Source organism: Klebsiella sp. I138 (assembly GCF_051131765.1).
GTDB lineage: Bacteria > Pseudomonadota > Gammaproteobacteria > Enterobacterales > Enterobacteriaceae > Klebsiella.
In genome coordinates this window covers 4,564,536-4,584,088 of record NZ_CP180447.1, presented here as the reverse complement: position 1 = coordinate 4,584,088, position 19,553 = coordinate 4,564,536, and the positions used below count along the sequence as shown (strand labels likewise).

Genomic DNA, 19,553 nt, shown 5'->3' with positions numbered 1-19,553 from the left:
TGCGCTTAAGACTACGCCGTACTTACTTCAGGTCAGCCTGAACCTGATGCAGCGGTTTCGCCCACGGGTTTTTCGCCTGCACATCCGCTGGCAGAGTGGCAACAGCACGCTTCGCTTCATCTTTAGAAGCGTAGATACCGCTGACCAGTACATACCATGGCTGACCGTTACGCGTGGTCTCATAGACGACATATTTTTCCAGCTTCTCTTTCTTCGCCCAGCTATTCAGGTTGTTGTAGTTGGAGGAGCTGCTGAGTTGCAGAGTGTAGTTGCCAGACGGCGCCGCTTTCATCGAGCTGACATCACCGGCAGTTTTGCTGCCTGCAGCCGCAGCCGGGGCTGCCGTTGCCGCCGCGGTGGCCGCAGGCGCGGTCGCGGTTGTCGTAGCCGTCGGAGCAGGTTTTGTCTGCGCGGTAGCGACAGGCTTGCTCGGCTGGGTAGCCGGCGCTTTCACTGCCGTGGCCACCGCCGTGCTTTCAACACGTTTAGGCTGAACCGGCTTCGCTTCAACAGGTGCTTTCGCTACCGGCTTCGGCTCAATCACCGTATGTTTACGCTCTACCGGACGCTGAGCCACGGTAGTCTGACGTTCAGTCGTTACCTGCCGCGGAGCCGTCCCATTACGAACAGGAGCCACGGTGGCGGGCTCGGTCGGCAGCGTGGAGTTCGCTACGGCGCTGTCAATCTGTCCCTGCTGCTGAGTCAGCGCATTATTGAGATCGCCCTGTACCTCAACACGCTGCTGTCCCTGTGGTTCCGCGGCAGCCTGGCCCTGAGTCGGGTTAGACGCGATCGGCGGCAGAGAAACATCCTGCTGCGTGTTATTCGCCGCAGTCTGATCCTGAGCGACAGGCTGGCCAGCGGCAGGCTGACTATTGCCAGACTGATCGCCTGACAGGCTAACGCTCTTCTCACCTGACGCGGTTTGTTCACTGGAAGAGGACGGCGACTTCAGTGCAGAGCCGATGCCAACGATCAGCAGCAGCAGCACGAGAATCCCCACCCCCATCATAATATACTGGCGAGAGGCTGGCTTCGCGGGCGCTTTTTTACGCTTGCGCGGACGACGCTCAACCTGCTGCTCTTCTGACTCTTCGTCTTCTTCAGACTCTACGTCCGCTTCATACTCTTCTTCATCGCGCTCACGGCGTGCTTTACTGGCGCGCGTTGGACGGCTGTCGTCCGCATCAAGATCGACATCATCAAAATTGATCTGCGGATCGCTATCGCGCTCGGAAGATTGACGGGAACGACCAGTACGACGATCGCTACGATCGGCTTTCAGATCATCTTCTGGTTTTAATTCATCCATTTAACACCCCACTAAAAGGCTTATGCTCACGACTATTGCATGTCACCTGAAATGATAACGCCGCGCGGACGCGGCTAGACCTTCTTATTGTTGCGCTAGCTGAGTATCAGCAATCGCGCCAAGAACTACATCATGCGACACTCCGCCGCGAACTTCACTTTTCCCTATTCCAAGCGGTAGCACCAGCCGCATTTCGCCTGCCAGTACTTTTTTATCACGCATCATGTGGGGCAGATACGCCTGCGCAGTCATCTCCTGCGGCCCACGCACCGGCAAGCCCGCACGCTGCAGCAACGTCACGATACGCTGCGTATCCTGCGCGCTGAACTGACCTAACCGTTCGGACGTATGCGCGGCCATCACCATGCCAGCGGCAACGGCTTCGCCGTGTAGCCAGTTACCGTAGCCCATTTCGGCTTCGATCGCATGACCAAAAGTATGTCCAAGATTGAGTAAAGCACGTAACCCGGTTTCACGCTCGTCAGCGGCGACAACTTCGGCTTTCAGCTCACAACAACGACGAATACAGTACGCCATTGCCTTCTCATCAAGCGCCAGCAGCGCATCGATATTGTTTTCCAGCCAGTTGAAGAATTCGCCGTCGAGGATAATGCCGTATTTGATAACTTCGGCCAGTCCAGAAGAGAGTTCACGGGCCGGCAACGTCTTGAGACAGTTGAGATCGACGACCACGGAAACCGGCTGCCAGAAGGCACCAATCATGTTTTTACCAAGAGGGTGATTGACGGCCGTCTTACCTCCGACCGAGGAGTCCACCTGCGACAGCAGAGTGGTTGGAACCTGGATAAAACGCACGCCGCGCTGATAGCTGGCCGCAGCAAAGCCGGTTAAATCACCGACTACGCCGCCGCCGAGCGCCACCAGAGTGGTGTCACGGCCGTGCGGTTTTTGCAGTAGGGCGGTAAAGACGGAGTCCATCACCGTCAGGCTTTTATACTGCTCGCCGTCGGGTAAAATGACGCTGTCTACGTTAACTCCCGCCTGCTCCAGTACAGAGCGAACGTTTTCCAGATAAAGCGGCGCCAGCGTCTCATTGGTGACCAGCATAACCTGGTCGCCTGATTTCAGTGGCTGGAAGGAAGCTGGATCGTTAAACAAACCAGCCGCGATGGTAATCGGGTAACTACGTTCCCCGAGAGTTACAGTAAGCCTCTCCATAACGCGACGTCCACCTCAGTTGCTTTTACTCTGACGCTCTTTATTAAGCCAGAATCAATTGCTTTCCAGCATATGAATAATCTGGTTTGCCACGACTTTCGCGCTCTGATCGTCGGTACGGATAGTGACGTCAGCAATCTCTTCATACAGTGGGTTGCGTTCGTCGGCCAACGCTTCAAGAACTTCGCGAGGCGGCGCTTCAACTTGTAATAGAGGACGCTTTTTATCGCGCTGCGTACGGGCAAGCTGTTTTTCGATCGTTGTTTCCAGGTAGACCACCACGCCGCGGGCGGAGAGACGGTTACGCGTTTCACGGGATTTAACAGAGCCGCCGCCAGTCGCCAGCACAATTCCCTGTTTTTCCGTCAACTCATTGATGATCTTTTCTTCACGGTCGCGGAAGCCGTCTTCACCTTCGACATCGAAAACCCAGCCTACATCTGCGCCAGTGCGTTTCTCAATCTCTTGATCAGAATCGTAAAATTCCATATTGAGCTGTTGGGCTAACTGGCGCCCAATAGTGCTTTTGCCGGCACCCATAGGCCCAACCAGAAAGATATTGCGTTTCTCTGCCATTTTTTCGGTACTACTAAGACTATTCGTTAATGGTAAACCCGCTTCGCGAATACCCAGCGCAGCAGGACATGAACTGAAACCTCATATGCAATAGAGCGAGAGTCAGACTGAAAATTATCTCAATACTCAGGCAGGTTTGGCAACTGAATATACTCGTCATTATTCAAACTACCTTGCCGTCGGCTGCACTTATCCGCCTCCAGGTGCATAGTTATCTATGTTTCTGGGGGTAAACCAGCTTACCGCCTCGACGCATCCTGAATGATCTTGTGGATAAATCACCGGACAAAAAGGGAGGATTGATGCCGAACCCGACTCTCAAATCGGTACCCCTTGTATGCTAAATCCGTCCTCACGTCAAACACCTGAAACGTGTTTAGCAAGAAAACCGCTTAATGCACTGCCAGAATTCGTGGGGTAATGAAGACCACAAGTTCACGCCGTTCGCTATCTTTACCGTCGTGACGAAACAATTGACCGAGCAGCGGAATGTCACCCAGTAGCGGAACACTGCCGCGGGCAGATTTCTTTTTTTGCGAAAATATTCCGCCCAGCGCCAGGGTTTCACCGCTTTTCATTTCGACCTGCGTCTCAATCTCCTGCTTATCAATCGCTAACGCCTCGCCATTCTCCTGCTTCAGGACCTGGCCCGGCGTATTTTCGCTAATGCGTAGCTTCAGACGCACGCGATTATGTGGCAAAACCGTAGGTGTCACCTCCATTCCCAGCACCGCCTCTTTAAACTCAACCGACGTCGCACCGCTTTCACCGCTGGAGACCTGATAGGGGATTTCGCTGCCCTGTTTGATACTGGCGGGCTGCATATGAGAAGCCAGTAACCGCGGGCTGGCGATAATTTCCACCAGCTGTTTTTGCTCCAGAGCCGAAAGTTCCAGTGCCAGCAGTCGCCCACTGAGGCGGCCGATATTAAACCCCGCCCATGTGGTGGCGCCATTGACAGAATGATGACTGTTTAACACCGTCAACTTTCCAGATCCTGGCGCACTGCTGGCCTCGTCCAGGCTCCATTTCACGCCCAGCTCTCTCAGGCTGGTTTCACTCATGGAGACAATATGCGCCGCCAGCTCAACCTGCCCCACCGGGAGGTCCATCTCCAGCGCCCACGCTTTCAGTACAGAAAGATGGTGGGCATCATCATGAATTAACAAACGATTCGTCCGTTTATCCGCCGTCAGGCTTCCGCGGGCGCTGAGCAATTGCCCCCCGGTCTTAGCCAGTTCAGTCGCATCGGCATACTGCAGCATGACGCTATGCCGCTGCAAAGGCAGATTCTGCAACCGCTTCACGCGTGCGCCCTCTTGCTGCGCCTGACGTGCATTTTGCCAGGCAAGCGTATGAATATAGAGCACCGAACCTTGCTGACTCAGCACCAGCTCAGCGCTATCGATAACCGATCGCAATGCCTGCGACCAGGGAACGCTTTTTAGATGCAGCGACACCGTACCGCTGACATCCGGCGCGACGACCAGATTCTTTTGCTGCATCTCTGCCAGCGTTTGTAGCACCTGCGCAACCGGGACATCATCGACCACCAGCGACACCGTTTGCTCATTTTTTGCCGCCGCTATCGCTGGCAGCAACAGAAACAGCAGGCCTGCCCATCGCATCATGCTTTCCTCCTTTTTCCCGCAGCCATGACCAATGCGCAGGTTCGCACCCTGGCCCTGTTGTTATTTCCAGTCTTTGCGCCGTCAGCAGGTGGATTCGCCAGCCGGCCGGTAAAGATGCGTCATCTCGTACCCGACGCCACTGCCCGCGAGGGTCCTGTAAATAACCGACCCTATATTGTGGATGGCCTATCGCCCCGCCGTAACGCCATTGCGCCAGCTGTGCCGCCTGGCAGCGATCCTCCGGCGGCAGAAATGGATTACGATCGCTGGCCAGTAAGGGATGCGAGAGCAGAGACAGCCACAGCAAACACCCCACTTTACCCCGCATCTTCGGCCTCCAGCTGTAGTGCCATCTGTAGCCCTCCTTTTTCCGGGCGCAGCGTAAAGCCCGTCACGCGCATTCCGCAGTCTGCCAACCAGGGAAACAATCGCGGCACGGCCTGCCAGCTGGTCGCCAGTAACAGCTCACCGCCGCTCCCTAACGGACGCCAGGTCACCAGCTCGGCTCCTGATACCGGCAGCGTAACCGGAGAGAACACGCGTGTCTTACGCTCATCCGGAGTGTCATGTTGTAGGGCTGCCTGCAGCGGTATTAACCGAAGCCACTGCTGACGCAGGCGGAGATGTCCGTCGGTTTCTACCGGTGGAGGTGGCGACGACAGCGGGAAGAGCATCACCGCTATCAGCCCGAGAACGACGAGCAATACAAGCCACCGCCCCCGTGGAGAAAAAAATAGCGTTATCCCACGCTCAATGAGTGCCGGCATCGATGCGATCTCCGGCCAGGGAAAAGCGAAACTGCCAGCGCCCCTGGTCACCGCGGCGCATTTCACCGGCTTTTGCCGGTTTGAACCCGGCGACCCTGCCCAGCACCTCCTCTAATCTGGCTACAGCGTGCAGATTCAATGCCAGGCCACTCAGCATCAGGGTATCGCGCTGGTACTCCAGTTGGGTTAACCAGGCCTGCTCCGGTAATTGAGCCGCAACGGCCCGCAGCCGGGACTGCCATGCCTCGGTTAGCGCCCTGCTCTGACGCCGCAGACGCCGCCGCTCAGCCTGCTGCTGACGTTCAAGCATCATGCTTTCGTGCTGCCGAAGCGCGGAAGAGAGCTGGTTTTCAGCCGCGAGTCTCACCGCAGCAAGTGTCTCACCCGTGCGACGTTCAGCCCGGTTGACCTGAACAACTGTCAGCAGAGCCAGCAGTAGCCCCACGGCGTACAGCAGCCCGACACGCAGCCGCTGGCGGCGGCGCGCTTCACGCCATGGGAGAAAATTCACCGCCGTCGCCATAGTTAACGCCCTCCTAACGCCAGCCCAATCGCCACAGTAAAGCGGTCGCCGCAGTCCGGCAGTGGAGGCTGCAGGCGCGGAATCACGCTCCAGGGATCAAAAGATTCCTCATCGGCAGAACGCGTGGCGCAGTATTGAAGTGGTGTGGCGTCAATCAGCACGGAGAGCTGCGAGAGCGAAGAGGCTTCCGCGCACGGAGAGCTGCCCCAGGCCTCTCGCGTTGCCCAAAGCCAGCGGGAATCATTACGCCACACCAGGCCTTGTGAGCCTGACGGTAGCCAGGGGAGGAACGCGCTCAGCGCGCTGGCATCCGGTACAATTCCCGCGATGTTCAGCTTCAGACAAGTGGCGAGCTGACGCAGGGCATCGATATCCAGCCGCTGTGCCGCCGTTGCCCGCCACTCGGTCTTTGCCGGTGCGGCGGAATAATCGACGCAGAGCGAGGCGGCAGGCATTTCCAGCTGCTGCGCCATTACGCTGGCTATCCACGTTGCCTGCTCTCCTTCGCTCAGAGACAACTGGGGATAAGGCAGTTTTTTTTGTAGCGTTCGGCTGGCTGGAAACGCAATGCTGACCTGATGCTGAAAAGGCAGTTCCCGCCGCCAGTTCCGCAACCGTTCGGCCAGCGCAACAACGTCAACTACCATCCCATTACGCACGATGCCGGGCGCCAGTTCGATATGCCACCAGCGGCATAGCGCCCAGCGCGAACGCGAGTAACGCAACGCGACCAGAATAATCGCGTCCTGTTGAATATGCATCCCGATTCGCCAGTTGCTGAAAGCCATGCTTACGATCTCCTTGTCCGCCATTACGGCTCGACTCTATCAATGCACCAGGCTTGCCTTTATACTACCGCGCGTTTGTTTATAAACTGCCCAAATTAAACTTAATGGGAAATCTCCGGTGAAGTTCGTAAAGTACCTATTGATCCTTGCAGTCTGTTGCGTACTGCTGGGAGCAGGCTCGGTTTTTGGCCTCTACAAATATATTGAGCCGCAACTCCCTGACGTCGCGACCTTAAAGGATGTGCGCTTGCAGATCCCAATGCAGGTCTATAGCGCGGATGGCGAGCTTATCGCGCAATATGGCGAGAAACGCCGTATTCCCGTCACGTTGCAACAAATGCCGCCCGAGCTGATTAAAGCGTTTATTGCCACCGAAGACAGTCGTTTCTACGAGCATCACGGCGTCGATCCGGTCGGTATTTTTCGCGCAGCCAGCGTTGCCATGTTCTCAGGCCATGCCTCACAGGGCGCGAGTACTATCACCCAGCAGTTAGCGCGTAACTTCTTCCTGAGCCCGGAGAAGACGCTGATGCGTAAGATCAAAGAAGCCTTTCTGGCGATCCGCATCGAGCAGTTGCTGAATAAAGACGAAATCCTTGAGCTCTACCTGAATAAAATCTATCTCGGCTACCGCGCCTATGGCGTCGGCGCTGCGGCACAGGTTTATTTTGGTAAATCTGTCGACCAGCTTAGCCTGAGCGAAATGGCCGTTATCGCCGGTCTGCCTAAAGCCCCATCGACGTTTAACCCGCTCTATTCCATGGATCGGGCGACCGCGCGTCGTAACGTCGTCCTGGCGCGTATGCTGAGCGAAGGCTATATCACGCAGAGCCAGTACGATCAGGCGCGTAGTGAAGCTATCGACGCGCGCTACCACGCGCCGGAAATCGCCTTCTCCGCGCCGTATCTTAGTGAAATGGTTCGCCAGGAGATGGTCAGCCGCTATGGCGAACAGGCATACGAAGATGGCTACCGCGTTTACACCACCATCACGCGTAAAAACCAGCAGTCGGCTCAGCAGGCGGTACGAAATAACGTGCTGGATTACGATATGCGCCATGGCTATCGCGGTCCTGCCAACGTCCTGTGGAAAGTGGGCGAAACGCCCTGGGATCACGCCAAAATTATCGCCTCGCTGAAAAACCTGCCAGGCTCCGGGCCGCTTTCTCCGGCGGTGATTACCTCCGCAAATCCACAAGAGGCAGTGGCACTATTAAGCAATGGAACATCGGTCACGCTAAATATGGACGGCGTCCGCTGGGCACGCCGCTTTATCTCCGATACCCAACAGGGCGCGACGCCGCGGAAAGTTAACGATGTCCTGCAGGCCGGGCAACAGATCTGGGTCCGTCAGGTCGGTGATAGCTGGTGGCTGTCGCAGGTACCGGATGTGAACTCGGCGCTGGTTTCCATTAACCCGCAAAACGGCGCCATTATCGCGCTGGTCGGGGGGTTCGATTTCAATCAGAGCAAATTCAACCGCGCGACCCAGGCCCTGCGCCAGGTGGGCTCAAACATTAAGCCGTTCCTCTACACCGCCGCGATGGATAAAGGTCTGACGCTGGCCAGTATGCTTAACGATGTTCCGATTTCCCGCTGGGACGCCGGTGCAGGCTCCGACTGGCAGCCGAAAAACTCACCGCCGCAGTACGCAGGCCCTATTCGCCTGCGTCAGGGACTGGGGCAATCGAAGAACGTTGTGATGGTTCGCGCTATGCGTGCCATGGGCGTTGATTACGCGGCGGAGTATCTACAACGTTTCGGTTTCCCGGCACAAAACATCGTGCATACCGAGTCGTTGGCGCTGGGTTCCGCGTCCTTTACGCCAATGCAGGTTGCGCGTGGGTATTCCGTCATGGCCAACGGCGGCTTCCTGGTCACGCCATTCTTTATCAGCAAAATCGAGAACGACCAGGGTGGCGTGATCTTCGAAGAGCGGCCAAAAGTTGCCTGTCCGCAGTGCAACCTGCCGGTTATTTACGGTGATACGCCGAAGTCCGACGTGCTGGAAAATAAAGATGTCGAAGATGTCGCGACCTCTGAAATACCGCAGAACGCCGTAGTACCGCCGCAGCCGCAGCTTGAACAGGTCAACCAGGCGCTGGTTGCACAGACCGGTTCTCCGGAATACGCGCCGCATGTGATCAACACGCCGCTGTCGTTCCTGATTAAAAGTGCGCTGAACAGTAACATCTTCGGTGAACCAGGCTGGATGGGCACTGGCTGGCGCGCCGGTCGCGATCTGCAACGCCGCGATATCGGTGGTAAAACGGGGACCACCAACAGCTCAAAAGATGCGTGGTTCTCCGGCTACGGCCCGGGGGTTGTGACCTCGGTATGGATTGGTTTTGACGATCACCGCCGCGATCTGGGGCGCACGACCGCTTCCGGGGCGATTAAGGATCAGATCTCCGGCTATGAAGGGGGAGCTAAAAGCGCCCAGCCGGCATGGGATGACTTTATGAAACGCGTGCTCGAAGGCGTACCGGAAGAACCGTTAACGCCACCGCCTGGCGTGGTCACGGTCAACATCGACCGGAGTACCGGGCAGCTGGCGAGCGGCGGCAACAGTCGTGCCGAATACTTCATTGATGGCACACAGCCTACCCACCAGGCGGTTCATGAAGTGGGGACAACGATCACCGATGGCGGTGGCGAAACTCACGAACTGTTCTGACAAAAAAAGCGCCTGCGGGCGCTTTTTCTTTTTCAGCCGGCTTATCAGACCGGTTCTTCAGGAGCGCGTTGGGCAGCCTACAGGCGTCCCTGGGCCACTAGCCACTCGCGAACCAAAAACAGAGCGCTGACGTTGCGCGCTTCATTAAAATCTTCATCATCCAGCAGCGTCATGAGCTGCGACAGCGGCCAGCGCACCTGCGGTAATGGTTCCGGCTCATCACCCGGCAGCGATTCCGGGTACAGGTCCTCTGCCACCAGAATATTCATCTTGCTGGAGAAATAGGACGGCGCCATACTCAGTTTTTTCAGGAACGTCAGCTTATTGGCGCCGAAACCGACCTCTTCTTTCAGTTCGCGGTTCGCGGCTTCCATGACGGTTTCACCCGGGTCAATCAACCCTTTAGAAAATCCAAGCTCATACGACTCGGTGCCGACGGCATATTCACGAATCAGAATGAGATGGTCATCGACAATCGGTACAATCATCACGGCTTCACGCGTAGAAGGGCGCATGCGTTCATAAACGCGACGCACGCCGTTGCTGAATTCCAGATCCACGCTTTCAACGTTAAAAAGACGCGAACGCGCGACGGTTTCAACATTGAGAATGGTGGGTTTTTGTAATGATTTGCTCATTGTTATCGATCTATGCTGTGATTCCAGAGGTCATTGTGCGATACGCAGCACGGTTTCGGCAATTCAATTCGCCACTTATTTACATAGTTGCAACTTTAGCAACCCAAACTTAATAATCAGAAAGACAAAAAAGTCAATAGGTTGAAATGTTTTTGAGAATTTGCTGATTCCTGAATTTTAACGTTTTTGATAAGCTTGTATGCTGCTGTATTGCACGATATTTTTTTCCCGTGTTTACACGACATCTGCCGATAGCACACTGCAGGTTCACGCAAAGTGTTAAGCAACTAAAGACACCTGTAAGAAAAGAATAACTATGATGGGATGGGCATGGGCACCTTTCTGATTTCTTTCACAGCTCTGCTAATCTGCGCATTGCTTATCGGGTGGTGGTATCGATCGCTTGCCAGACGTCGCCGCCTCCCTCTCCTGCATGCCTTTAGCGATGCCGTCACGCGCAAGCTGGCTGAGCAAGAGCGTCTCGCGGTGGAAAAGTATCTTGAAGGACTCAACCGCGCCCAGCAGATGCCAGCATCTGGGGCAAGCGTTGCCCCTGCCGTACTCTCGCTAACTCTGCAGAGCGATACCGTTTTCACGGTAACTCGTTCCATTACGCGCTACGGTATTACCACTGACGATCCGAACAAATGGCGCTACTTCCTCGACTCGGTGGAGGTACATCTGCCGCCGTTCTGGGAACAGTATATCAATGACGAGAATAGCGTTGAGCTGATACCTACCGACAGCCTGCCGCTGGTGATTGCACTCAACGGCCATGCGCTCAGCGACTACCCGCAGGAGAGCCGCGGTTACGCGCTTGAACGGGCGTCAGCGACCCAGGCTTCAATCCGCGGTGAAGAGAGCGAGCAGATCGAGCTGCTGAGCATTCGCCAGGAAACCCCTGAGGAATACGCCCTCAGTCGGCCGGAGGGCCTGCGCGAAGCAATCTTTATCGTCACCTCCTTCCTGCTGTTTTACTTCAGCCTGATAAGCCCCTACGTTTTTACCCCATGGCTGCTGGGCGGCGGGCTGCTGCTGCTGGCTGCAGGACTGTGGGGCATTTATGCTCCACCGCGTAAAACCGCGCTCCGGGAGATCCACTGCCTGCGCGGGATGCCCAAACGCTGGGGGCTGTTCGGCGAAAACGACCAGGAGCACATCAATAATATCTCCCTGGGGATTATCGACCTGATCTATCCGCGCCACTGGCAGCCCTGGATTGCGCAGGACCTTGGCCAGCAGACGGATATCGATATCTATCTCACTCGCCACGTCGTGCGCCAGGGGCGTTTCCTGTCGCTGCACGATGAAGTGAAACACTTCCCGCTGCAATACTGGCTGCGCAGCGCCATTATCGCCATCGGCGCACTGCTGGTCGTCGTAATGCTGTGGGCCAGCGTACCGTTGAATATGCCATTTAAGTTCACGATTTCATGGCTGAAAGGGGCACAAACCATTGAAGCGACGACTGTTGCCCAGTTGGAAAAGTCGCAGGTACGCATCGGTGATACGCTGCGGTTGAAAGGCAGCGGCACGTGTAATATCCACTCCCCGGATACCTGGACGGCGAAAGAAAACTCACCGTTTATGCCGTTTGATTGCTCGCAGATCATCTGGAATGACGCACCTCCGCTACCGCTGCCGGAGTCCGACGTCGTCAGTAAAGCCACTGCGCTAATGCAATCCGTTCAGCGCCAGCTGCATCCCGATCCGGACGATGACTCACATGTCAGCCCCGCTCTGCGTTCGGCGATTCAGAAATCAGGCATGGTATTGCTGGATGATTTTGGCGATATCGTTATTAAAACCAATAACCTGTGTGCCGCGAAAGATGACTGTACTCGTTTAAAGAACGCGCTGGTTAACCTTGGCAATACGCGCAGCTGGGAATCTCTGATAAAACGCGCCAACTCCGGCAAGCTCGATGGCGTGAACGTGCTGCTGCGCCCGGTAAGCGCCGAGTCGCTGGAAAATCTGGTGACAACGTCAACGGCGCCGTTTGTGATCCGCGAAACATCACGCGCCGCTCAGGCCCTGAACAGCCCTGCCCCCGGTGGTTTCTTGATCGTCAGCGATGAAGGCAGCGACCTGGTCAATCAGCCGTGGCCAACCACCAGCCTGTATGACTATCCGGCACATGAGCAATGGGGAGAACTACAGCGACTGGCCGGGATGCTAATGCATACACCGTTCCACGCAGAGGGAATAGTCACTAATCTCTATACCGATGCGAATGGAACGCAACATATTAATCTACACCGCATTCCGGATCGTTCAGGCCTGTGGCGCTATCTGGGTACGACGCTGCTGCTGCTGACCATGCTGGGCTGCATGTCCTGGCACGGGATCCTGACGCTTCGTCGCTACCAGCGTCATCGCCAGCGTATGGAAGATATTCAGAAATACTACGAAAGCTGTCTGAATCCGGTTCTCATCCCCTCACCGGATCATCAAGAGTAATTCCCTGTGCGATGGGGTGTGATACCCTGTCGCGCATTTCCCCTCGCTGGAGACTCACCATGCATTTTGATATCGCCTGGCAGGAGGTTGATACCGTTCTGCTGGATATGGATGGCACGCTACTCGACCTCGCCTTCGACAACTATTTTTGGCAAAAACTGGTTCCGGAAACCTGGGGGGCGACGCGCGGGCTCAACCTGCAAGAGGCCAAAGAGGCAATGCATCAGGAGTATCACGCGGTGCAGCATACGCTAAACTGGTACTGTCTGGACTACTGGAGCGAGCGCCTGAATTTGGATATTCGTGCGATGACCAGCGAACAGGGGCCAAAAGCGGCGCTGCGTGAAGATACCATCCCGTTCCTCGATGCGCTCAAGGCCAGCGGCAAGCGCCGTATCCTCCTGACCAACGCCCATCCGCACAACCTGGCGGTGAAGCTCGAACATACCGGTCTCGACGCACACCTTGATTTATTACTTTCCACCCACACATTTGGTTATCCGAAAGAAGATCAGCGCCTGTGGCGTGCGGTGGCAGAAGAAACCGGCTTCGATGCGCGTAAAACGCTCTTTGTTGACGATAGCGAGGCGATTCTGGATGCCGCAACTCAGTTTGGTATTCGCTACTGCCTGGGTATCACCAATCCGGATTCCGGGCTGGCGGATAAAAGCTACGCCCGCCACCCTGGACTGAACGACTACCGGCGTCTGATCCCTTCGCTGAACCCAAAGGAGAGGCCATGAAAGAAAAGCCCGCCGAGGCCGTCAGGCTGGATAAATGGCTTTGGGCAGCCCGCATTTATAAAACCCGTGCACTGGCGCGCGAGATGATTGAAGGCGGCAAGGTGCATTACAACGGACAGCGCAGCAAGCCGGGTAAAGTCGTTGAGCAAGGCGCCACCCTGACATTACGCCAGGGCAACGATGAGCGCACCCTGCTGATCTTAGGGATAACGGAACAGCGCAGACCTGCCAGCGAAGCCGTCGCGTTATATGAAGAGACGGCAGAGAGCATCGAGAAACGCGAGAAAATGGCGCTGGCGCGCAAAATGAACGCGCTAACCATGCCGCATCCCGACAGACGTCCGGACAAGAAAGAACGCCGCGACCTGATGAGATTTAAACACGGCGACAGTGAATAATCGCCTATACCTGTAGGCACCGCTGTTGCCAGCAAGAGAGACCATTATGACTCAACACGATCAATTACATCGTTATCTGTTTGAAAACTATGCCGTACGCGGTGAACTGGTTACCGTCTCGGAAACCCTGGAACAGATTCTGGCTAACCACAGCTACCCGCAGCCGGTCAAAACCGTGCTGGCAGAGCTGCTGGTTGCCACCAGCCTGCTGACCGCAACGCTGAAGTTTGCCGGCGATATTACCGTGCAGCTGCAGGGCGATGGTCCTCTGTCTCTGGCGGTCATTAACGGGACAAACCAGCAGCAGCTGCGCGGCGTAGCGCGAATTCAGGGCGATATCCCGGAAGATGCGGACCTGAAAACGCTGGTCGGTAACGGTTACCTGGTCATTACCATCTCTCCGGATGAAGGCGAGCGCTATCAGGGCGTGGTCGGTCTGGAAGGCGAAACGCTGGCGGCTTGCCTGGAAGATTATTTCCAGCGCTCAGAACAGCTGCCAACGCGTCTTATCATTCGCACCGGCGAACATGAAGGCAAACCAATGGCTGGCGGCATGCTGCTCCAGGTGATGCCGGCACAAGAGACTCAGGCCAACGACTTCGAACATCTGGCAACGCTGACCGAGACTATCAAGGCCGAGGAGCTGTTCACCCTGGCGGCCTCAGACGTCCTGTGGCGTCTGTATCACGAAGAAGAAGTGACCGTGTACGATCCGCAGAACGTGGAATTTAAATGTACCTGTTCTCGTGAACGCTGCGCCGGCGCGCTGAAAACGCTGCCGGATGAAGAGATCGACAGCATCCTCGCTGACGAAGGTGAAATTGATATGCACTGCGATTACTGCGGCAATCACTACCTCTTCAACGCAATGGATATCGCCGAGATTCGCAATAATGCGTCTCCGGCCGACCTGCAGGTTCACTGATAATCCTGCCCGTCCGAGCTCACGGCGGAGGTTTTCTCCCTCCGCCGCATCTGCCGTCAAGCTTTTCCTCGCGAGATGAATCGATTTTCACTGAAAGAGTTACGTAATTTTCTTTCAAGAAAGCGATTACATTCACAATTCAGCAGTTTCTTTAATTACTTTTTAACCAATAAGAAACATCTATCCCCACCAACGACCAATTTCCTGAGATAATCACGCATGTTTCGTGACAGGAGTCACCGTGTTTTTCGTAAGTAAGGCGTTTGTCGAGATACGTAAATCTATGAGCCTGGTCGCGGTCTATACCCCGAAAGAACCCCTACAATTTAAAGCAGTATATATTATTGGCTAAGGAGCAGTGACATGCGCGTTAATAATGGTTTAACCCCGCAGGATCTCAAGGCTTATGGTATCAATGACGTCCAGGATATCGTCCACAACCCCAGTTACGATACACTGTATCAGGAAGAACTCGATCCCACTCTGGAAGGGTATGAGCGTGGCGTACTGACCAGTCTTGGCGCTATCGCCGTCGATACCGGTATTTTTACCGGTCGTTCGCCGAAAGATAAATATATCGTTCGTGACGATACGACCCGCGATACCGTGTGGTGGTCTGATAAAGGCAACGGTAAGAACGACAACAAACCACTCTCTCAGGAAACCTGGCAACATCTGAAAGGTCTGGTCACTCACCAGCTCTCCGGCAAGCGCCTGTTCATCGTTGATGCGTTCTGCGGCGCCAATGCCGACACGCGTCTGAGCGTGCGCTTCATTACCGAAGTGGCCTGGCAGGCACACTTCGTCAAAAATATGTTTATTCGCCCAAGCGACGAAGAGCTGGCCAGCTTTAAGCCAGACTTTATCGTGATGAACGGCGCCAAATGCACCAACCCGCAGTGGCAGGAACAGGGCCTGAACTCTGAAAACTTCGTTGCCTTCAACCTGACCGAGCGTATCCAGCTGATCGGCGGTACCTGGTACGGCGGCGAAATGAAGAAAGGGATGTTCTCTATTATGAACTACCTGCTGCCGCTGCAGGGCATCGCGTCGATGCACTGTTCCGCTAACGTCGGCGAAAAAGGCGATGTTGCAGTCTTCTTCGGCCTCTCAGGCACCGGCAAGACCACTCTTTCTACCGATCCAAAGCGTCGCCTGATTGGCGATGACGAGCACGGCTGGGATGACGATGGCGTCTTCAACTTCGAAGGCGGCTGCTATGCCAAGACCATTAAACTTTCCGAAGCCGCAGAGCCTGATATCTATCATGCGATTCGCCGCGATGCGCTGCTGGAAAACGTCGTGGTTCGCGCAGACGGCACGATTGATTTCGATGATGGTTCGAAAACCGAGAACACCCGTGTTTCCTACCCTATCAACCATATCGAGAACATCGTTAAGCCAATTTCGAAAGCGGGCCATGCCACCAAAGTTATCTTCCTGACCGCTGATGCCTTTGGCGTGCTGCCTCCGGTCTCGCGGCTGACTGCTGACCAGACCCAGTATCACTTCCTCTCTGGCTTTACCGCTAAGCTGGCCGGTACCGAGCGTGGCGTTACAGAACCGACGCCAACCTTCTCGGCCTGCTTCGGCGCGGCGTTCCTGTCGCTGCACCCGACGCAGTATGCAGAAGTCCTGGTGAAGCGCATGCAGGCATCCGGCGCACAGGCCTACCTGGTCAATACCGGCTGGAACGGCACCGGCAAACGTATCTCGATTAAAGATACCCGCGCTATTATCGACGCCATCCTCGACGGCTCGCTGGACAACGCGGAAACCTTCACGCTGCCGATGTTTGATTTGCAGATCCCAACCTCGCTGCCGGGCGTTGATACGCACATCCTCGACCCGCGTAACACCTACGGTTCGCCGGAACAGTGGCAGGAGAAAGCCGAACAGCTGGCGAAGCTGTTCGTTGAAAACTTCGAGAAGTATACCGATACGCCGGCGGGCGCAGCGCTGGTTGCTGCCGGTCCAAAACGCTAAGCGTGTAGCCATAAAGAAAAAGCCGGGCAAATGCCCGGCTTTTTTATGCTCTCTTGCTGACTCGCATGATTCAGATAGCGATGAACGGCTGACTAACTTTCTTTACTCTGCTTCGTCGGCACCAGCGCTCGTTGAACCGGAACCGGTAGCCAGGCGCGAATCAACAACCCGCCCCGCTCGCTGGAGTCAATCTCCAGACGGCCGTTATGGTTATCGATAATGCGCTGCACAATGGCTAATCCCAGGCCCGTACCACTGGTACTGCGGGCGCTGTCGCCACGGACAAACGGCTGGAATAAATGCTCGCGTTGTTCCGGCTTAATCCCCGGGCCATCATCCTCCACCTGGAACCAGGCGCTGCTCGCTTCGCTACCGCTGCTGACCTTGATCCAGCCATTGCCATAGCGCGCGGCGTTAACCACCATATTGGCCAGCGCACGCTTGATAGACAGCGGATGGATGCGCAGCAGAATCTCTCCGGCCTGCAGATCCGTCGCAATTTCTCGCTCGTAGCCGCTCTCCGCGGCGATAACCTCACCCAGCACGGAGTTAAGGTCCGCCAGCTCCATCGGCATCTCCTGGCCGGTACGCAGGTAATCAATAAACTGCTCGATGATGGCGTTACACTCTTCGATATCTTTGTTGATCGACTCGGCAAGGTAACCGTCCTCTTCCCCCATCATCTCCGTTGCCAGACGAATACGCGTCAACGGCGTACGCAAATCGTGGCTAACGCCGGCCATCAGCAACGTACGATCATCGGCCAGCTGCTTGACGCCTGCGGCCATGTGGTTAAAGGCCCGGGTGACCGAACGCACCTCGGATGCGCCGTATTCCCGCAGCGGCGGCGGAATAATGCCGCGTCCGACCTGCAACGCCGCATGCTCAAGATCGACAAGCGGCCGGTTCTGAATACGGATAAACAGCCAGGCGCCGCCAATCGCCAGCAGCATAATCGCCAGGGTATAGCGGAACAGCGGTGAGAAGTCACCCTGATGGATTTCTGTCAGCGGTACGCGCACCCAAATATTGGGCGACAGCCAGGTTTTCAACCACACCACGGGAGAGCTTTTGTTCACCTCAACCCGCACTTCGGTTGGCCCACCGAGCTGGTGCGCCATCTGCTGACTTAAAAACTCATAATGCTGCGCCCAGCGCAGACCTGCGTCTTCCGCCGCTTCATTGGAATAGAGCGAAATGCCCAGCTCGCGATAAATTTCGCGCCGAAACGCCGGCGGCACCACCAGCTGGGTGCCATCCTCCAGCTGCAGTTTATCGGTCATCAGCATACGCACTTCGTATGCCAGCACCTTATTAAACTGCTGGAGGCTCGGCAGAATCGCAAAATTCAGCACCACCAGATAGGTCGTCACCAGGCTGACAAACAGCAAAGTGACAATCAATAACAGGGTGCGAGCAAACGAGCTTCGCGGCGAAAAGCGCACGCGTTTCATGCCTTAGCGCCGTCCGGCACGAATACGTAGCCAAGCCCCCACACGGTCTGGATATAGCGCGGATGTGCCGGGTCTTCTTCAACCATGCGGCGCAGGCGGGAGATTTGCACGTCGATGGAACGCTCCATCGCCGAATATTCGCGTCCGCGGGCGAGGTTCATCAGTTTATCGCGGGAGAGCGGTTCACGCGGATGGCTGACCAACGCTTTCAATACCGCAAATTCACCGCTGGTGAGCGGCATGGGTTCATCTTCGCGGAACATCTCGCGGGTACCGAGATTCAGTTTGAACTTACCAAAGGCGATCACCGCCTCTTCCTGGGACGGCGCACCCGGCAGCTCATTTGCCTGACGGCGCAGCACGGCGCGAATACGGGCCAGCAGCTCACGCGGGTTGAACGGTTTCGGAATATAGTCGTCCGCACCGATTTCAAGGCCCACAATACGGTCTACCTCTTCCCCTTTGGCCGTCACCATAATGATCGGCATCGGGTTGCTCTGGCTACGCAAACGACGGCAAATGGACAGGCCATCTTCGCCCGGCAGCATCAAATCCAGCACCATCAGGTGGAAGGATTCACGAGTCAGCAGACGATCCATTTGTTCAGCGTTTGCGACGCTTCGAACCTGGAAGCCTTGCTCGGTCAGATAACGTTCGAGCAGCGCGCGCAGGCGCATGTCGTCGTCGACAACCAGAATCTTATAATTCTCTTGCATTGTTTATACTCCCAAAGGTTCACTGCAATTGTCAGAGCGTATTCTCAAAAAAGCCCGGGTCGCCCACCAGCTAAATCTGGTATATATTCCAGGCTAAATTGTTACAAAGCATATTTAACAGCAGCTTAAGTATACATTTAATCATAAGACACATTATTTATCCTGTCGGTATTATTACGCACTACGAATTGTGCGCTACCGCACATCACCATGCGCAATGTCCGACAATCAGAAGGTAGAACGATGAATGAAAACGCCGCTGATCACCCGTGAAGGGTATGAAAAACTTAAAAAAGAGATGGACTACTTGTGGCGTGAAGAACGTCCGGAGGTCACCAAAAAAGTGACCTGGGCTGCCAGCCTTGGCGATCGTAGCGAAAACGCAGATTACCAGTACAACAAAAAGCGCCTGCGCGAAATCGACCGCCGGGTGCGCTATCTCACCAAATGCCTGGAAAATCTGAAAATCGTCGATTACTCCCCGCAGCAGGAGGGCAAGGTGTTTTTCGGCTCATGGGTTGAAATCGAAAACGATGAGGGCGATACCAAGCGCTTTCGCATCGTCGGCTACGATGAAATCTTTGGGCGTAAAGACTATATCTCTATCGACTCACCGATGGCTCGTGCGCTGCTGAAAAAAGAGGTCGGCGATCTGGCGGTGGTTAACACGCCTGCCGGTGAAGCAAGCTGGTACGTGAATGATATCGAATATGTGAAATAACGCGTCCGGAACAGTCTGAGAGCCTCGTGCCGTGACTGGCATTTTGCCGTGTCAGTCCG

18 protein-coding genes are annotated in these 19,553 nt (G+C 55.6%); 7 read left to right on the top strand and 11 right to left on the bottom strand.

The window, feature by feature from the left end:
* Nucleotides 1-22: 22 nt before the first annotated feature.
* The 8 genes from damX to ACMYSK_RS21285 form a co-directional block, all read right to left on the bottom strand.
* Nucleotides 23-1,312, bottom strand: a complete 1,290-nt coding sequence (damX, locus tag ACMYSK_RS21320) for a cell division protein DamX (RefSeq protein ID WP_434638422.1) — start codon at nt 1,310-1,312, stop codon at nt 23-25.
* 84 nt (nt 1,313-1,396) lie between these two features.
* On the bottom strand, nt 1,397-2,491 hold the full coding sequence (aroB, locus tag ACMYSK_RS21315; RefSeq protein WP_434638421.1) for a 3-dehydroquinate synthase: 1,095 nt from the start codon (nt 2,489-2,491) through the stop codon (nt 1,397-1,399).
* A gap of 54 nt (nt 2,492-2,545) precedes the next feature.
* Nucleotides 2,546-3,067: a shikimate kinase AroK gene (gene aroK / locus ACMYSK_RS21310; protein ID WP_004868452.1), complete on the bottom strand. Its 522-nt coding sequence runs from the start codon at nt 3,065-3,067 to the stop codon at nt 2,546-2,548.
* 392 nt (nt 3,068-3,459) lie between these two features.
* Nucleotides 3,460-4,698, bottom strand: a complete 1,239-nt coding sequence (gene hofQ, locus ACMYSK_RS21305; protein ID WP_434638420.1) for a DNA uptake porin HofQ — start codon at nt 4,696-4,698, stop codon at nt 3,460-3,462.
* Nucleotides 4,637-5,026 carry a HofP DNA utilization family protein gene (locus ACMYSK_RS21300; RefSeq protein ID WP_434638419.1) on the bottom strand — a complete coding sequence of 130 codons (390 nt, stop codon included), beginning with the start codon at nt 5,024-5,026 and terminating at the stop codon, nt 4,637-4,639. The genes hofQ and ACMYSK_RS21300 overlap by 62 nt, the downstream gene beginning before the upstream one ends.
* Nucleotides 5,016-5,402 carry a hypothetical protein gene (locus tag ACMYSK_RS21295; RefSeq protein WP_434638418.1) on the bottom strand — a complete coding sequence of 129 codons (387 nt, stop codon included), beginning with the start codon at nt 5,400-5,402 and terminating at the stop codon, nt 5,016-5,018. The genes ACMYSK_RS21300 and ACMYSK_RS21295 overlap by 11 nt, the downstream gene beginning before the upstream one ends.
* Before the next feature lie 46 nt (nt 5,403-5,448).
* Nucleotides 5,449-5,988 carry a PilN domain-containing protein gene (locus ACMYSK_RS21290; RefSeq protein WP_434638417.1) on the bottom strand — a complete coding sequence of 180 codons (540 nt, stop codon included), beginning with the start codon at nt 5,986-5,988 and terminating at the stop codon, nt 5,449-5,451.
* A gap of 2 nt (nt 5,989-5,990) precedes the next feature.
* The gene (locus tag ACMYSK_RS21285) at nt 5,991-6,776 is read right to left on the bottom strand and encodes a pilus assembly protein (protein ID WP_434638416.1); all 786 of its coding nucleotides are present in this window, start codon (nt 6,774-6,776) and stop codon (nt 5,991-5,993) included.
* Nucleotides 6,777-6,894: 118 nt separating this feature from the next.
* Between ACMYSK_RS21285 and mrcA the strand changes: the two genes are divergently transcribed.
* Complete coding sequence (gene mrcA / locus ACMYSK_RS21280; RefSeq protein WP_434638415.1) at nt 6,895-9,453, top strand: peptidoglycan glycosyltransferase/peptidoglycan DD-transpeptidase MrcA; 2,559 nt, start codon at nt 6,895-6,897, stop codon at nt 9,451-9,453.
* A gap of 77 nt (nt 9,454-9,530) precedes the next feature.
* On the opposite strand, the gene nudE is transcribed toward mrcA, so the two are convergent.
* Complete coding sequence (nudE, locus tag ACMYSK_RS21275; RefSeq protein ID WP_434638414.1) at nt 9,531-10,091, bottom strand: ADP compounds hydrolase NudE; 561 nt, start codon at nt 10,089-10,091, stop codon at nt 9,531-9,533.
* A gap of 330 nt (nt 10,092-10,421) precedes the next feature.
* Between nudE and ACMYSK_RS21270 the strand changes: the two genes are divergently transcribed.
* The 5 genes from ACMYSK_RS21270 to pckA all read left to right on the top strand — a co-directional run bounded on the left by ACMYSK_RS21270 (nt 10,422) and on the right by pckA (nt 16,603).
* A complete protein-coding gene (locus ACMYSK_RS21270) occupies nt 10,422-12,551 on the top strand; it encodes an intracellular growth attenuator family protein (RefSeq protein ID WP_434638413.1) in 2,130 nt (709 codons plus the stop codon).
* Nucleotides 12,552-12,610: 59 nt separating this feature from the next.
* Nucleotides 12,611-13,294, top strand: coding sequence for a GMP/IMP nucleotidase (yrfG, locus tag ACMYSK_RS21265; protein ID WP_434638412.1), 684 nt, complete (start codon nt 12,611-12,613; stop codon nt 13,292-13,294).
* The gene (gene hslR, locus ACMYSK_RS21260) at nt 13,291-13,692 is read left to right on the top strand and encodes a ribosome-associated heat shock protein Hsp15 (RefSeq protein WP_434638411.1); all 402 of its coding nucleotides are present in this window, start codon (nt 13,291-13,293) and stop codon (nt 13,690-13,692) included. Before yrfG ends, hslR begins: the two co-directional genes overlap by 4 nt.
* A 46-nt stretch (nt 13,693-13,738) precedes the next feature.
* Entirely contained in the window at nt 13,739-14,617 is an 879-nt protein-coding gene (gene hslO / locus ACMYSK_RS21255; protein WP_434638410.1) for an Hsp33 family molecular chaperone HslO, read from the top strand.
* A 363-nt stretch (nt 14,618-14,980) separates the two neighbouring features.
* Nucleotides 14,981-16,603: a phosphoenolpyruvate carboxykinase (ATP) gene (pckA, locus tag ACMYSK_RS21250; protein ID WP_434638409.1), complete on the top strand. Its 1,623-nt coding sequence runs from the start codon at nt 14,981-14,983 to the stop codon at nt 16,601-16,603.
* 92 nt (nt 16,604-16,695) lie between these two features.
* On the opposite strand, the gene envZ is transcribed toward pckA, so the two are convergent.
* Both envZ and ompR read right to left on the bottom strand, forming a co-directional pair.
* Nucleotides 16,696-18,057, bottom strand: coding sequence for a two-component system sensor histidine kinase EnvZ (envZ, locus tag ACMYSK_RS21245; protein ID WP_434638408.1), 1,362 nt, complete (start codon nt 18,055-18,057; stop codon nt 16,696-16,698).
* Complete coding sequence (gene ompR / locus ACMYSK_RS21240) at nt 18,054-18,773, bottom strand: osmolarity response regulator transcription factor OmpR (protein WP_006177890.1); 720 nt, start codon at nt 18,771-18,773, stop codon at nt 18,054-18,056. Before ompR ends, envZ begins: the two co-directional genes overlap by 4 nt.
* 247 nt (nt 18,774-19,020) lie before the next feature.
* On the opposite strand from ompR, the gene greB reads away from it, so the two are divergent.
* Nucleotides 19,021-19,494, top strand: coding sequence for a transcription elongation factor GreB (gene greB, locus ACMYSK_RS21235; protein ID WP_434638407.1), 474 nt, complete (start codon nt 19,021-19,023; stop codon nt 19,492-19,494).
* Nucleotides 19,495-19,553 lie beyond the last annotated feature (59 nt).